The 14,404-nt window shown below is 65.1% G+C and carries 17 protein-coding genes and 1 tRNA gene; 14 read left to right on the forward strand and 4 right to left on the reverse strand.

The features are described 5' to 3' along the window. Positions 1 to 145: 145 nt before the first annotated feature. Positions 146 to 222, reverse strand: a tRNA-Pro gene (locus UB31_RS35775). Between the two features lie 68 nt (positions 223 to 290). On the opposite strand from UB31_RS35775, the gene UB31_RS35780 reads away from it, so the two are divergent. The 6 genes from UB31_RS35780 to UB31_RS35805 all read left to right on the forward strand — a co-directional run bounded on the left by UB31_RS35780 (position 291) and on the right by UB31_RS35805 (position 6,210). Beyond that, positions 291 to 1,280: an L-threonylcarbamoyladenylate synthase gene (locus UB31_RS35780; protein ID WP_045005106.1), complete on the forward strand. Its 990-nt coding sequence runs from the start codon at positions 291 to 293 to the stop codon at positions 1,278 to 1,280. Positions 1,281 to 1,300: 20 nt separating this feature from the next. Beyond that, on the forward strand, positions 1,301 to 2,728 hold the full coding sequence (locus tag UB31_RS35785; RefSeq protein WP_045005108.1) for an FAD-binding oxidoreductase: 1,428 nt from the start codon (positions 1,301 to 1,303) through the stop codon (positions 2,726 to 2,728). Positions 2,729 to 2,730: 2 nt separating this feature from the next. Next, a complete protein-coding gene (locus tag UB31_RS35790) occupies positions 2,731 to 3,171 on the forward strand; it encodes a GNAT family acetyltransferase (RefSeq protein WP_156163095.1) in 441 nt (146 codons plus the stop codon). A gap of 20 nt (positions 3,172 to 3,191) precedes the next feature. Continuing rightward, positions 3,192 to 3,773 (forward strand): NUDIX hydrolase, encoded by a 582-nt coding sequence (locus UB31_RS35795; RefSeq protein ID WP_045005111.1) that lies wholly within the window; start codon positions 3,192 to 3,194, stop codon positions 3,771 to 3,773. 277 nt (positions 3,774 to 4,050) lie between these two features. Next, positions 4,051 to 4,980, forward strand: coding sequence for a glycine/sarcosine/betaine reductase selenoprotein B family protein (locus tag UB31_RS35800; RefSeq protein ID WP_045005113.1), 930 nt, complete (start codon positions 4,051 to 4,053; stop codon positions 4,978 to 4,980). 36 nt (positions 4,981 to 5,016) lie between these two features. Then, complete coding sequence (locus UB31_RS35805) at positions 5,017 to 6,210, forward strand: CaiB/BaiF CoA transferase family protein (protein WP_045005115.1); 1,194 nt, start codon at positions 5,017 to 5,019, stop codon at positions 6,208 to 6,210. A gap of 99 nt (positions 6,211 to 6,309) precedes the next feature. Here the strand turns inward: UB31_RS35805 and UB31_RS35810 are convergent, their stop codons facing one another. Continuing rightward, positions 6,310 to 7,074, reverse strand: a complete 765-nt coding sequence (locus UB31_RS35810) for an SOS response-associated peptidase (RefSeq protein ID WP_045005117.1) — start codon at positions 7,072 to 7,074, stop codon at positions 6,310 to 6,312. A gap of 63 nt (positions 7,075 to 7,137) precedes the next feature. Here UB31_RS35810 and UB31_RS35815 point away from each other — a divergent pair, with 63 nt between their 5' ends. The 4 genes from UB31_RS35815 to UB31_RS35830 all read left to right on the forward strand — a co-directional run bounded on the left by UB31_RS35815 (position 7,138) and on the right by UB31_RS35830 (position 8,914). Further along, positions 7,138 to 7,638 (forward strand): hypothetical protein, encoded by a 501-nt coding sequence (locus UB31_RS35815; RefSeq protein ID WP_045005119.1) that lies wholly within the window; start codon positions 7,138 to 7,140, stop codon positions 7,636 to 7,638. A gap of 3 nt (positions 7,639 to 7,641) precedes the next feature. Further along, positions 7,642 to 8,076 (forward strand): NUDIX hydrolase, encoded by a 435-nt coding sequence (locus UB31_RS35820; protein ID WP_045005121.1) that lies wholly within the window; start codon positions 7,642 to 7,644, stop codon positions 8,074 to 8,076. A 53-nt stretch (positions 8,077 to 8,129) separates the two neighbouring features. Continuing rightward, on the forward strand, positions 8,130 to 8,507 hold the full coding sequence (locus UB31_RS35825) for a TIGR02301 family protein (protein ID WP_045005122.1): 378 nt from the start codon (positions 8,130 to 8,132) through the stop codon (positions 8,505 to 8,507). Between the two features lie 140 nt (positions 8,508 to 8,647). After that, a complete protein-coding gene (locus UB31_RS35830; protein ID WP_045005124.1) occupies positions 8,648 to 8,914 on the forward strand; it encodes a hypothetical protein in 267 nt (88 codons plus the stop codon). 249 nt (positions 8,915 to 9,163) lie between these two features. Here the strand turns inward: UB31_RS35830 and UB31_RS35835 are convergent, their stop codons facing one another. Both UB31_RS35835 and UB31_RS35840 read right to left on the reverse strand, forming a co-directional pair. Next, the gene (locus UB31_RS35835) at positions 9,164 to 10,030 is read right to left on the reverse strand and encodes a sulfurtransferase (protein ID WP_045005126.1); all 867 of its coding nucleotides are present in this window, start codon (positions 10,028 to 10,030) and stop codon (positions 9,164 to 9,166) included. Between the two features lie 179 nt (positions 10,031 to 10,209). Then, positions 10,210 to 11,544, reverse strand: a complete 1,335-nt coding sequence (locus UB31_RS35840; RefSeq protein WP_045005128.1) for a dihydroorotase — start codon at positions 11,542 to 11,544, stop codon at positions 10,210 to 10,212. 101 nt (positions 11,545 to 11,645) lie between these two features. Between UB31_RS35840 and ygfZ the strand changes: the two genes are divergently transcribed. The 4 genes from ygfZ (at position 11,646) to UB31_RS35860 (ending at position 14,400) form a co-directional block, all read left to right on the forward strand. Next, positions 11,646 to 12,527 carry a CAF17-like 4Fe-4S cluster assembly/insertion protein YgfZ gene (gene ygfZ, locus UB31_RS35845; RefSeq protein WP_045005129.1) on the forward strand — a complete coding sequence of 294 codons (882 nt, stop codon included), beginning with the start codon at positions 11,646 to 11,648 and terminating at the stop codon, positions 12,525 to 12,527. Then, positions 12,524 to 13,150, forward strand: a complete 627-nt coding sequence (locus tag UB31_RS35850) for a DNA-3-methyladenine glycosylase I (RefSeq protein ID WP_045005131.1) — start codon at positions 12,524 to 12,526, stop codon at positions 13,148 to 13,150. The genes ygfZ and UB31_RS35850 overlap by 4 nt, the downstream gene beginning before the upstream one ends. After that, entirely contained in the window at positions 13,147 to 13,773 is a 627-nt protein-coding gene (locus UB31_RS35855) for a YfbR-like 5'-deoxynucleotidase (protein WP_045005133.1), read from the forward strand. Before UB31_RS35850 ends, UB31_RS35855 begins: the two co-directional genes overlap by 4 nt. 120 nt (positions 13,774 to 13,893) lie before the next feature. Continuing rightward, positions 13,894 to 14,400, forward strand: a complete 507-nt coding sequence (locus UB31_RS35860; protein WP_045005135.1) for a tyrosine phosphatase family protein — start codon at positions 13,894 to 13,896, stop codon at positions 14,398 to 14,400. The last annotated feature ends 4 nt before the right edge of the window (positions 14,401 to 14,404 follow it).

Consider the following 14,404-nt stretch of genomic DNA (forward strand, 5'->3'; position numbering starts at 1 on the left):
GCAGGACACCTATGGGCATCACCACCCAGACTTTCTGCAGGGGGCGGCCACGGCCATTGGCCAAAAAGGCCGCTACGTTTCGGTGGCCGAAACGGTGGTCAACTTGACCGAGGATCGAAATCAGAAGAAAAAGCCTAATGATTTCTGGTCGGAGTGGCAGGATTCGAACCTGCGACCCCTGCGTCCCGAACGCAGTGCTCTACCGGGCTGAGCCACACTCCGACAAGAGGCCGGCTTATAGCGTCGGGCTTGGCGCACCGCAAGCGGCCGATTTGAGGAATTTCGTCCCAGTGAAAACGGGCCTTGAAACACTGATTTTGCCGGCTGGCGAGGCTGGCGCCGAGGCTGCGGCCCGCACGCTGGCCGCCGGCGGGCTGGTCGCGTTCCCCACCGAGACGGTCTACGGGCTTGGGGCCGACGCCGGCAATGCGACCGCGATCGCCCATCTCTATGCCGCCAAGGGGCGGCCGGCCTTCAATCCGCTGATCGCCCATGTCGCCGACCTCGCCGCGGCGCGCCGAATCGGACGGTTCGATGCGCACGCCTTGCGCCTTGCGGAGGCGTTCTGGCCGGGGCCGCTGACGCTGGTGGTCGCCAAGACGGACGGCTGCCCGGTGGCCGATCTCGCCACCGCGGGGCTCGGCACCGTCGCGATCCGCATCCCGGCCCATCCGGTGGCGGAGGCGATCCTGCGCGCCTTTGGCGGGGCGGTGGTGGCGCCATCCGCCAACATCTCCGGCCACGTCTCGCCGACACTGGCTGCCCATGTCGAGAGCGACCTTTCGGGGCGGATCGATCTGATCGTCGACGGCGGGCCGGTCGAGGTCGGCGTCGAATCGACCATCGTCGGCTGCTTCGACGCACCGATGCTGCTCCGCCCCGGCGGACTGTCACGCGAGCGGATCGAGGCCGTGCTCGGCGCAGCCTTGGCGCGGCCGCCCGCGGAGGCCGAGAGCGACGACAGCCAGCCGCTGGCGCCGGGCATGATGGCCTCGCATTACGCGCCGCGCGCGACTGTGCGGCTCAATGCGCGCGACATCACCCCGGGCGAGGCGCTGCTGGCGTTCGGCCCTGAGCGCCTGGCTGGTCTTGACGTCGCGTCGGCCGTCATGAATTTGTCGCCCAGCGGTGATCTCGATGAAGCCGCCGCCAATCTGTTCGGCTATCTTCGCGCCCTCGATGCGAAGAGCCCGCGGGCGATTGCCGTAATGACCATCCCCGAGGAAGGCTTGGGCGAAGCGATCAACGACCGGCTGCGCCGCGCGGCCGTCGCACGATAAGAAGCGCAATGAGAGAAGACATGAACGTCAATAAGCCAGCCACCCCTCCGCTTGCGCCCGAGTTGATCGAACAATTTCGCAAGATCGTCGGCGACCGCCACGCGATCACCGATGCCGCCGACATCGAGGCCTACGTCACCGAAGAGCGCAATCTGTTTCACGGCCGCTCGCCGCTGGTGCTGCGTCCGGGCTCGACGGCTGAAGTGTCTGATATCTGCAAGCTCGCCTCCGAGCACAAAATCGCGCTGGTGCCGCAGGGCGGCAACACCGGGCTCGTCGGCGGCCAGACGCCGCACAATGGCGAGGTGGTGGTGTCGCTGCGCCGTCTGGACAAGATCCGCGAGATCGATGTTGGGTCGAACACCATGACCTGCGAGGCCGGCGTGGTGTTGCAAATCGCACAGCAGAAGGCGGCCGAGGTCGACCGGCTGTTTCCACTGTCGCTCGGCGCGGAGGGAAGCTGCACCATCGGCGGCAACCTCTCGACCAATGCCGGCGGCACCGCCGCGCTCGCCTATGGCGTCGCGCGCGAGATGGCGCTGGGGCTCGAGGTGGTGCTAGCCGACGGCCGCGTGCTCAATGTGCTGTCGAAGCTGAAAAAGGACAACACCGGCTACAATCTGCATAACCTCTTCATCGGCGCGGAAGGCACGCTCGGCATCATCACGGCGGCGACGCTGAAACTGTTCCCGAAGCCGCGAGCGATCGAGACCGCCTACGTCGGGCTGAAGTCGCCGGAGGCGGCGTTGAAGCTGCTGACGATCGCGCAGAGCGAGGCGGCCAACTCGCTGACGAGCTTCGAGCTGCTGTCGGAGATGGCGGTCGATTTCTCGATCCGTCACGGCATCGACGTGCGCGATCCGCTTGAGCAAAAGCATCCCTGGTACGTGTTGATGGAATTGTCCGCAGCCGGCGACGATGCCCGCGCGCCGCTGGAAACGATCCTGACCCGCGCCATGGAAGACGAGATCGTCGACGACGCCGTGATCGCGGCGAATCTCACCCAGCGCGCCGGCTTCTGGAAGCTGCGCGACGAGATGTCGTCGGCGCAGAAGCCGGAGGGCGGCTCGATCAAGCACGATATCTCCGTGCCCGTCGCTGCCGTGCCCGGCTTCATCGCGGAGGCCAATGCCGCCGTGGTCAAACTGATCCCCGGCGCGCGACCGGTGCCGTTCGGCCATCTCGGCGACGGCAATCTGCACTACAATGTCAGCCAGCCGGTCGGCGCCGACAGCGCGGATTACCTGGCGCGCTGGCACGAGATGAACGCGGTGGTGTTCGCGATCGTGCTGCGCATGGGCGGCTCGATCTCGGCCGAGCACGGCATCGGCGTGCTCAAGCGCGACGAACTGCCTGACGTCAAGGACAAGACCGCGATCGAGCTGATGCGGTCGATCAAGGCGATGCTCGATCCGCTTGGAATCATGAACCCGGGGAAAGTGCTGTGAACGTGTCCTCCGCCCTCACGATCGATGCAATCGCCGACACCGACGTCGAGCCGGTCGTGGCGCTGTGGCAGCGCTGCGGCCTGACCCGCCCCTGGAACGATCCGCATGCCGACATCGCACTGGCGCGGCGGCGCGATAACTCGACGATCCTGATCGGCCGCGACGGCGGCGCGATCGTCGCCACCGTCATGGTCGGCTATGACGGCCATCGCGGCTGGATCTATTACGTCGCCGTCGACCCCGACTGCCGCAAGCGCGGTCTGGGCCGCGTCATCATGGCGGCCGCCGAAGACTGGCTGCGTCAGGCCGGGATTTCAAAACTTCAGCTCCTGGTCCGCCGCGAGAATGCGCAAGCCAATGCATTCTACCAGTCGCTTGGCTTCGAGGAATCCACCTCGGTGATGTTCCAAAAGTGGCTCGACGGCCGCGATCCGACTTCTTAGTTTTTGCCTGGAAGACAGCAATGACCATTTCCGACCGCGTCCGCATCAAGGACGTCCGCGTGCTCTCGGACAATTGGACCACCCTGAAGAACACCACGTTCGATTACCGGCGCGCCAATGGCGAATGGCAGACGCAGCACCGGGAGACCTATGAGCGCGACAACGCCGCCGCCGTGCTGCCCTATAATCGCGCGCGGCGTACGGTGATCCTGGTGCGCCAGTTCCGCCTGCCGGCGTTTATCCGCGGCTACGACGATCTCCTGATCGAAGCCGCCGCCGGCGTGCTCGACGATGCCTCACCCGAAGTGCGCATCCGCGCCGAGGCCGAGGAGGAGACCGGCTATCGCCTGCACGACGTCCACAAAGTGTTCGAGGCCTTCATGAGCCCGGGCGCCATCACCGAGAGGCTGCATTTCTTCGTCGCCGAATACGAACCGGAGATGCGGGTGAGCGCCGGTGGCGGCCTCGAGCACGAGGGCGAGGACATTGAGGTGCTGGAGCTCGGCATCGACGAGGCCTTAGCGATGATCGCAGACGGACGCATCATCGACGCCAAGGCGATCATGCTGCTGCAATACGCGGCGCTGCATCTGTTTCGGTAGGTGCTTTCGTCACCTCGCCCCGCTTGCGGGGAGAGGTCGGATTACATCGAAGATGCAATCCGGGTGAGGGGGACTCTCCGCGAGTCCAACTCTCACCACCCCTGCGGAGACTCCCCCTCACCCCAACCCTCTCCCCGCAAGCGGGGCGAGGGAGCGCACTTGCTGCGCGGCGAGCGATTGCGCAACGCAATTCTGACCTGCGCGGTCATGGGGCCTGTTGAGCTGACCGCCGACTATCTCTAGTCTGGCTTCAACAAGAACCACAGGAGACGCGCCCATGTCCGCCCCGCGCGACGACGAATTCGGCTTTGCGCCCGACTACGATGCCCCCGTCCCCTATATGCAGCGCACGCGCGACTATTACGCGGCGATCGGCTACACCACGGCCTATCGCTGGGCGCACTACACCGAGGCGCCGTTCCAGCCGCTGAAGAAAAAGCTTTCGCAGTCGCGCGTCACGATCGTCACCACGGCCGCGCCATACGATCCCACCAAGGGCGACCAGGGGCCGGGCGCGGCGTATAATGGCGGCGCCAAATTCTATCAGGTCTATGACGGTGACACGTCGAAGCAGCACGATCTGCGCATCTCGCACATCGGCTACGACCGCAAGCACACCTCGGCCACCGACAACGGCACCTGGTTTCCGCTGCCGCAGTTGTTGAAGGCCAGCGCTGCGGGCCGTATCGGCGAAGTCGCGCCGCGTTTCTTCGGGGCGCCGACCAACCGCAGCCATCGCGTTACGCTTGACACCGACGCGCCGGAGATTTTGGCGCGCTGCCTCGCTGATGCGGTCGATGTCGCCGTGCTGGTGCCGAACTGCCCGGTCTGCCACCAGACCACGGCGCTGGTGGCGCGGCATCTCGAGGCCAACGGCATTCCGACCGTGGTGATGGGCTGCGCCAAGGACATCATCGAGCACGCCGCCGTGCCGCGGTTTTTGTTCTCGGACTTCCCGCTCGGCAATTCCGCCGGCAAGCCGCACGATGTCGCCTCGCAGGCGCAGACGTTCGAACTGGCGCTGAAACTGCTGGAGACCGCGAGCGGCCCGCAGACGACGATGCAATCGCCATTGCGCTGGAACGAGGACGCGTCCTGGAAGCTCGACTACAACAACGTCGCACAGATGAGCCCGGAAGAGCTGGCGCGCCGCCGCGCCGAGTTCGACAAGCAGAAAGAGATCGCGCGCGGCAATCGCGCCGCTTGACGTCCTCCAATAACGACAATCAAAAGGGAGAGAGACGTGACGCGACCGTTCGAGGGCGTGAAGATTTTGGACTTCACGCAAGTGCTGGCCGGCCCCTATGCGAGCTACCAGCTCGCGCTGTTGGGCGCGGACGTCATCAAGGTCGAGCGGCGCGAGGGCGAGGACATGCGCCGCACGCCGCTCAGCCGCGAATGGGCCGAGCGCGGGCTCGCCCCCGCTTTCCAGGCCGTCAACGGCAACAAGCGCAGCCTGACACTCGACCTGCAAAAGCCCGACGCGATCGCCATCGTGAAGAAGCTCGCAAGCCAGGTCGACGTTGTCATGGAAAACTTCCGCCCGGGCGTGATGGACAAGCTCGGCATCGGCTATGAGGCGTTGTCCGCGATCAACCCGAAGCTGATCTATTGCGCGGTGTCCGGCTTCGGCCAGACCGGGCCGGATCGCCTAAGGCCCGGCTATGACGGCAAGATGCAGGCGCTGTCCGGCATCATGGCGATCACCGGCCATCCCGAAACTGGACCCACGCGCGCGGGCTTCGCGGTGTGCGACGTGCTCTCGGGCGCGACCGCCGCGTTCGGCGTGTCGAGCGCGCTGTATCAGCGCGACCGCACCGGCCAAGGCCAGTTCGTCGACGTCTCCATGCTGGAGGCGACGATGGCGTTTCTCTCGGGGCAGATCGCGGATTGGTCGGTCGCCGGCCATCGCCAGCAACTTTCGGGCAACCAGGCGGTCAGCCGCAAGACCACCGCGAATTTGTTCAAAGCCGGCGACGGCTACATCCTGCTCGCCGTCAACAACGAGAAACAATACCGCGCGCTGATGTCTGCGCTCGGCCGCGAGGATACGCTCGCCGATCCGCGCTTTGCCGACTGGTTCGCGCGCAACGAGAACGAACCTGCGTTGCGCGCCATCATCGAGCAGGCGCTCGCGGCAAGGCCAGCGCGCGAATGGGAGACTTTACTGGAAGATGCCGGCGCGCCCTGCGCCAGCATCTGGAAGGTCGAGGAGGTGATCGACCATCCGCAGATCAAGGCACGCGGTGCGATACAGGAGCTGGACACGCCCTATGGCCGCCTGCGCTTCGCCGGCAGCGGTTTCAAGCTCGCACACGGCGGTGGTCGGCTCGACCGGATGGCGCCGGAGTTGGGGGCGGATACGGACGCCGTACTGGGCGAGCTCGGGTTCGATGCGGATGCGATCGCGGCGTTAAGGGCAAGCGAGATTGTGTAGGGTGGGCAAAGGCGCGACGCGCCGTGCCCACCATCTATCCGCTTGCTCGTTGCATAATGGTGGGCACGCTTCGCTTTGCCCACCCTACGGCGCCGTCAACTAAAACAACGACCCCTGCCCGTCATCCGCCGAACCGACCGCCGCCTTCCGCGCGACCTTCTTCGGCTTCGACGCGTCCGCTTCCGCCTCCATCTCCTCCGCGCTGATCGGCAGCAACAACTTCTCATCGTCGTTGGCGACGCGGTTGACGCGGGTGGAGACGGGGTGCCAGGCGAACTCGCCGATGCGTGGGGCCACCATCAGCGACAGCGCGGCATCAACCTCGTCGCCGCGGCAATCGAGCCAGCGCTCGACATCGCGCGAGCTGATGGTGACGGGCACGCGGTCATGCAAGCCGGCGAGGTCTTCGCTGGCTGCCGCCGTGACGATCGCGACCGTGTCGACCTCCTCGCCGTTCGGGCCGACCCAGGTCTCGAACAATGCGGCGAAGCCGAGCGGTTCGCCATCGGCGCGATGGATGAAGAACGGCTGCTTGCGGCCGTCGACGGCCTTCCATTCGTAATAACCATCGGCCGGGATCAGGCCGCGCCGTCTGCGAATCGCCCTTTTGAAGGCGGGCTTCTCCAGCACCGTCTCGGAGCGGGCGTTGATCAGCAACGTGAACCCGCGAGGGTCCTTGACCCAGCTCGGCAGCAGGCCCCAGCGCATCAGCTGGAAATGGCGCGCGCCATTCTCCGCCAGCACGACCGGAATCGGCTGTGTCGGGGCCACATTGTACCGGGGCGGGAAGTTCGGCTGCTCGATATAGCCGAACAATTGCCGCAAAGCCGCGGGGGCCGAAGTTATGACGAAGCGTCCACACATCCTGAGGCGTCTATATAGGGTCCGTTCAGGTCCTTTTAACCCCGAACGTTAACACTGCGGCGGATGAGCTCAACGGTCTCCCAAGCCGCGCGAACGCATGGACGGACGGGGCCCGAGGCCGCGGCCTGGGCCGAGCGGCTGCGCGTGGCCAACATCAACCCACGGACCGGGCTTGCCACTGACTATCTCAACCATTTCAATGAAGCCGTGATGCTCTTGGAAATGGTCCCGGACATGCCGGAATGCGCAGACGACTTTTTGACCTGGTCGCCGCTGTCCTATGCCGAGCATTTCACCGCCTCGAATTTCAAGGCGCGCGATCTCGCGATCGAGGCCTATGAGACGGCCGAACCTTCGGTGCGCGCCCAGTTCGACCACATCACCGACACCATGACCTCGATCCTGACCGCGGTAGGCTCGGCCATGCGCGAGGTCGAGAAGGACACGACGCGGGTCCGCCTCGCCGAGCAGGCGACGGCATGGGTCAAGCCGCTGATCGCGGCCTGCGGCGGCATCATCAATGGCGGCGCGGAAGCCGACATCGACACCATCATGGCGAACTGAGCTGTGGCTTCCGTCGTGCAGCCCACCCATCCCCAGCTTGCTGTCTCAGCCGCGATTTTTCGCGACGGCAAAGTGCTGCTGGTCCGCCGCGCCCGCTCGCCGGCCAAGGGGTTCTATTCGCTGCCCGGCGGCCGGGTCGAGTTCGGCGAATCGCTGCATCAGGCGCTGGCGCGCGAGGTCGACGAGGAGACCGGGCTCGAAATCGAGATCGTCGGGCTCGCCGGCTGGCGCGAGGTGCTGCCGGCCACGCCCGGCGCCGGCCACTATTTGATCATGTCCTTTGCCGCCCGCTGGACGGCCAGGGAGCCGGCTCTCAACGACGAGCTCGACGATTTCCGCTGGGTCGCACCGGATGCGCTGGCGACCCTGGGCGACCTCAAGCTGACCGGGGGGCTGGAAGAGGTCATCCAGTCCGCGCACCGCCTGATCGCACCCTGACGGCCGCTCCGCCCGCCTTGCGTCCACCGTCCCGAGGAGGCATACACCGGCCGATGTCCACGCGATTTCTGGCCATTTTTGTCCTGTTTCTCGCCTGCGCCTCCGCGCCCGCCCGGGCCCAGGACGTGGCGGCGCCGTTTGACGCCGATTTGCAGCGCTTGGCTGAGATCCTCGGCGGGCTGCATTATTTGCGCGGCATCTGCGGGTCCAACGAGGGCAACAAATGGCGCAGTGAGATGCAGGCGCTGATCGATGCCGAAACCCCGGCCGGCGAGCGCCGCACCCGCATGATCGCCGGCTTCAACCGCGGCTATAACGGTTTCCAGCAGACCTACCGGAGCTGCACGCCAGCCGCGACCGTCGCAATCCGCCGCTATATCGAAGAAGGCTCGAAGATCTCGCGCGACCTTACCGCGCGCTACGCGAACTGAGCTCACGGGAACAACGACATCGTCTTTGTTCACAGCCGTTAACCGTTCTTAAAGATGTGGCCTAGCGGTCGTTAACGCGCGTGCTACACCTCTTCGTGCAGCGCATCGCCGTGGATCGCGCCCCAGCCCTGTCGAGTTTCATGAGCCATCCAGTGTCCTACGCCCCCGCCCGCGCGCCGCTGCCCGATCACGAGCAGAAACAGGCCGCGCTGAGCTATCTCAATGAAGCCTGGGCCGAGGCGCGCCATGACGGTGTCGACGGCGATTGCCTGGCGCAGGCGAGCCTGTTCGCGGCGCTCGCCGAACTCGTCGGCACCTATGGCGAAGACGCGGTGGCGAAGTTCGTCGAGGGTTTTCCCGCCCGCATCCGCAACGGCGAATTCTCCGTCGACATCTCCCGGCAGTAAGAGCCTCCCGAAAATGACCCCGCCACGCAGGCGGGGCCAGTCTACGGATGAATGACTTTGCGAAGGATCGCGAAGTCTGCGGCGTTTATCGCACGGAAGCTGTTGGCCGCAGACAAGCATTAGTCTTGCGATGACCGGGAGATGTTCCCGCCACCATCGGGAATATGCGCCTCATTTTTTGAGCATGATCTTTTCGGAAAACCGCTTCGCACTTTGCGCTAACGCGGCCCTTCGGGTCCGGATCATGCTCTAATCCGTTTCGATCGGCAGCGCCGGATCCCTCGCCCACTCACCCATCGACGCATCGTAAAGCGTGAGCTTGTCGAAGCCGAGCTGTGTCAGCAGCAGCAGGTCGATCGTCGCCGAGATGCCGCCGCCACAATAGCAGATCACGTTCTTGTCGCGCGTGACGCCTTGGGCTGCGAATTTCGCCTCGGCGTCCGCAAGCGTCCTCAGCGTCTTGTCGGCGTTCACGAGTGTTGCGGCGGAAACGTTGACGCTGCCGGGAATGCGGCCGGGACGGCCGTAGCGACTCGGCTCGAGACCACGATGGAATTGTGGGCCGAGCGCGTTGACGATTGCCATCGAGGGATCGCCGATCCGTGACACGACAGTGGTCTTGTCGACGAACAAGCCCGCGCGCGGCGCAGCCTTGAAGGTCGTGGCCGGATATCCCTTCGGCGCGCCGGTCTCGATCGGCCGCCGCTCTTCTTTCCATTTGTCGAACCCACCGTCGAGCACCTGCGCATCGACACCAAGCGAGCGCAGCATCCACCAGAACCGCGTCGCCCACATCATCGTGCCGATGCTGTAGAGCACAATGGTTTTGGTCGCATCGAGGCCATGGCGGCCAAAGGCAGCCTCCAACTGGGCGACGTCAGGCATCATGAAGAACTGTTGTGCGGCGGCGTCGGAGAACTCGCCTTGCAGATCGAGAAAATCGGCGCCGGGGATATGGCCGGCCGCGAATGTCTTGTCGCCGGGGACCGCACGATAGGGCACGTCGCTGCCGGGCGGTACTGGTTCGTTGTAGGTGGTGCAGTCGTAGAGGCGGAGGTTGGGGTCACCGAGGATCGTGGCGAGTTGCTCGGTGGTGATGAGGGCATTCTGACTCATTGGAATAGTCTCCCGTCATATGCTCACAATGTCCGTCACCCTGAGGTGCCGGAGCGCAGCGAAGGCCTCGAAGGGCGACGGCCACCAGCGGGACCGCTCATCCTTCGAGGCTTGCCACGCGGTGCAAAGCACCGCATGGCGCGCACCTCAGGATGACGGATCAAACCGAACGCTACAACCTACTGCTTCAACGTCTCCAGAAACCGCACTGGCTCGCCCTGCGACGCCGTCACCAGCTCGCCCTGCCACATCACGCGGCGGCCGCGGATGAAGGTGCCGACGGGCCAGCCCGTGACGCGCACGCCGTCATACGGCGTCCAGCCGGCTTTCGAGGCGACCCATTTGTTGGTGATGGTTTCGCTGCGCTTGAGGTCGACGACGGTGAAGTCGGCGTCATAGCCTGCCGCGATGCGGCCCTTGCAGGCCATGTTGTAGAGGCGCGCGGGGCCGGCGCTGGTGAGATCGACGAACCGCGCCAACGAGAGCCGGCCCGCATTGACATGATCGAGCATGAGCGGCACCAGCGTCTGCACGCCAGTCATGCCGGAGGGCGAGGCCGGATAGGTCTTCTGCTTCTCCTCCAGCGTATGCGGCGCATGGTCGGAGCCGAGCACGTCGATGATGCCCTGCTCGATGCCGCGCCAGATGCCGGCGCGGTGATCGGTCCCGCGCACCGGCGGGTTCATTTGCGCCAGCGTGCCGAGCCGTTCATAGCATTCCGGTGCAGCCAGCGTCAGATGATGCGGCGTCGCCTCGCAGGAGGCGACGTCCTTGTGGTCGCGCAGGAACTCGATTTCTTCCTTGGTCGAGATGTGCAGCACGTGGATGCGCTTGCCCGTCTCGTGCGCGAGCTTGACCAGTCGCTGCGTCGCCATCAACGCCGCCGTCTCGTCGCGCCACACCGGATGCGAGCGCGGATCACCCTCGATGCGCAACGATTTGCGGTCGTTGAGGCGGTATTCGTCCTCGGCATGGAACGCCGCGCGGCGGCGGATCACCTGGAAAATGCGGCGCAGGCTCTCGTCGTCCTCCACCAGCAGCGCACCGGTCGAGGAGCCGATGAAAACCTTGACGCCGGCGCAGCCGGGCGCGCGCTCCAGCACGGGCAGGTCCTGCACGTTCTCGCGGGTGCCACCGATGAAGAAGGCGAAGTCACAATGCATGCGGTGATGGGCGCGCTTCACCTTGTCGGTGAAGGTGGCTTCGGTCACCGTCAGCGGCGAGGTATTCGGCATTTCGAACACGGCAGTGACGCCACCCATCACGGCGCTACGCGAACCGGTCTCGAGGTCTTCCTTCTGCTCCAGCCCGGGCTCGCGGAAATGCACCTGCGTGTCCATGACGCCGGGCAGGATGTGCAGGCCCTTGCAGTCGATCACCTCCGCGGCGGAGGCTTGCGACAGCGGGCCCAGCTCGGCGATGCGGCCGTTGGCGATACCGATGTCGCGGACACCCTCACCGTCCTGGTTGACCACGGTGCCGCCCTTGAGGATGACGTCGAAACGCTGGGTCATGGCTAAAGGCCTCTCTCATCCCCAAGCGCAGGGCTCGAGGTCTTGTCGTTTATGCCTCGCGGGCTTACGTTCCGGAGCAACATGTCGCAAGAGATTTTCGCATGAAATCAGCGTTTCTTCCCGACCGGGGCGTGGTCAAGGTCGCGGGCGAGGATGCGCGCAACTTCCTCAACGGCCTCATCACCACCGATCTCGACAAGCTCAAGCCGGGCCTGGGCCGATTCGGTGCGCTGCTGACGCCGCAGGGCAAGATCACCGTGGATTTCCTGATCACGGAAGTGCCTGCCGGGCATGGCGGCGGGTTCCTGATCGACTGCCCGAAGGCGCTGGCCGACGGCCTTGCCACCAAGCTGAAATTCTACAAGCTGCGCGCCAAGGTGACGGTGGAAAACCTCTCCGACAATCTCGGCGTGCTCGCGGCCTGGGACGGCAAGCTTACCGCGCAGCCGGACCTCGCCTTCGCCGATCCGCGCAATGAAGGGCTCGGCTACCGCATCCTGATTCCCGAAGATCTCAAGCAGAAGCTCTCCGACCTGATCGGCGCCGAGCTTGTCGATGCCGCCGAATACGAGGCGCATCGCATCGCGCTCGGCGTGCCGCGCGGCGGGCTCGATTTCATGTACAGTGATGCGTTCCCGCACGAAACCAACATGGACCGTCTGGCCGGCGTCGATTTCGACAAGGGCTGCTATGTCGGCCAGGAGGTCGTCTCGCGCATGCAGCATCGCGGCACTGCGCGCACCCGCAGCGTCAAGGTGCTGCTTGAGGACCTCTCACCGGAGGCCGGCGTCAGCATTCTGGCCGGCGACAAGCCGGTCGGCACAATGGGCTCGTCGGCACAGGGCAAGGGCATCGCACTGGTGCGCATCGATCGCGTCGCCGACGCGCTCGACGCCGGCCAGCCGCTCACCGCCGGCGGCCTTGAGTTGAAGCTCGCCGAACCCGAAGTCGTCCGTATCCCAACGAAGCAGCCGATCGCATGAGCCGCGCGCCCCGCCTGCATCCCGACGGAAAGACGCGCTGCCCCTGGCCGGGTGAAGATCCGGTTTATGTCGCCTATCACGACACCGAATGGGGCGTGCCGGAATATGACGACCGCGCGCTCTATGAAAAGCTGATCCTCGACGGCTTCCAGGCCGGCCTGTCCTGGATCACGATTTTGCGCAAGCGCGACAATTTCCGCAAAGCCTTCGACGATTTTCAGCCGGAGAGGATCGCGCGCTACAACGCGAAGAAGGTTCATGCGCTGATGAACGACGCCGGCATCGTGCGCAACCGAGCAAAGATCGACGGCACCATTCTCAGCGCAAAATCCTATCTGGAGATCATGGAGAAGGGGCCGGGCTTCTCAAAACTGCTGTGGGACTTCATGGGCGGAAAGCCCCTGGTCAACCATTTTAAGACCACGGCGAGCGTGCCGGCCTCAACACCTTTGTCGGTGCAGGTCTCCAAGGAGCTGTCCTCGCGCGGCTTCAAATTCGTCGGCCCGACCATCGTCTATGCCTTCATGCAAGCAACCGGCATGGTCAACGACCATCTCGTCGATTGCCACTGCCACGCGAGCGTCAGCAAGACGCAGCGCAAGCCGCGCCTCAAAGTCAAATGACGGCGAAGAAGACGGCCGCGCGCGACGTCCAGTCCCGCGCCTGGCAGCGTATGCTGTCGGGCCGGCGGCTCGATCTGCTTGATCCCTCCCCGCTCGACATCGAGATCGCCGACATTGCGCATGGGCTGGCGCGCGTCGCGCGCTGGAACGGCCAGACCGTCGGCGCGCACATCTTCTCGGTCGCACAGCATACGCTGCTGGTGGAGACCGTGATGCGGCACGAGACGCGCCGGGTCGATCTGCGCGTGCGGCTCGCAGCGCTGCTGCATGATGCGCCCGAATATGTGATCGGCGACATGATCTCGCCGTTCAAGGCCGTGCTCGACGGCCACTACAAGGCGGTCGAGAAGCGCCTGCTCGGCGCCATCCACATTCGCTTCGGCCTGCCGCCGGTGCTGGCCGACGAGATCACGCAACAGATCAAGGCCGCCGACCGCGGCGCGGCTTATCTGGAGGCGACCGAGCTTGCCGGCTTCAGCGATGCCGAGGCCAAACGCCTGTTCGGCCGCGATCCCGGCCTCTCCGACAGCGTCCGGCGCGACTATCTCACGCCCTGGACGGCGGCGCGGGCTGAGAAGCAGTTTCTGGAGCGGTTCAACGCGGTGTTTGCGTCGGTCTCGTAGGGTGGGCAAAGGCGCCATTGCGCCGTGCCCACCAACTTTTTGCGACCGCGACAAAAATGGTGGGCACGCTTCGCTTTGCCCACCCTACGGCGGCGGCTATAGTCACCAAAAAGGTCCCCCATGATCCACGTCTGTTCCCTTGCCGCCCTGCCCGAAACCGTCCGCCTCACCGGGGCCAGCCATGTGCTGACCGTGATGGCCAATGTCGAGCAAGTGGTGCGGCCGGTGTCGGTGCTCCCGGCCAATCATCTCAAGGTGTCGATGGACGACATCACCGAGGAGATGGACGGTTTTGTCGCGCCCTCGGAAGCGCATATCGACCAGGTGCTGAATTTCGTGCGCGGCTGGGACCGCAACGCACCGCTGGTGGTGCATTGCTATGCCGGCATCAGCCGCTCCACTGCGAGTGCGTTCGCGACCGTCTGCGCGCTCAATCCGAATCGCGACGAGATCGAGATCGCCAAGAAAATCCGCGCGGCCTCTCCGATCGCCTCGCCGAACCGGCGCATCGTCAGCCTCGCCGACCGCGCGCTGGGGCGCAACGGCCGCATGCTGCGCGCGCTCGACGAGATGGGCCCGGGCGCCATGATGGTCGAGGGCCGCCCCTTCGTGATCGAGCTCGAATGACACC

The organism is Bradyrhizobium sp. LTSP849 (assembly GCF_000938255.1).
Lineage (GTDB): Bacteria > Pseudomonadota > Alphaproteobacteria > Rhizobiales > Xanthobacteraceae > Bradyrhizobium.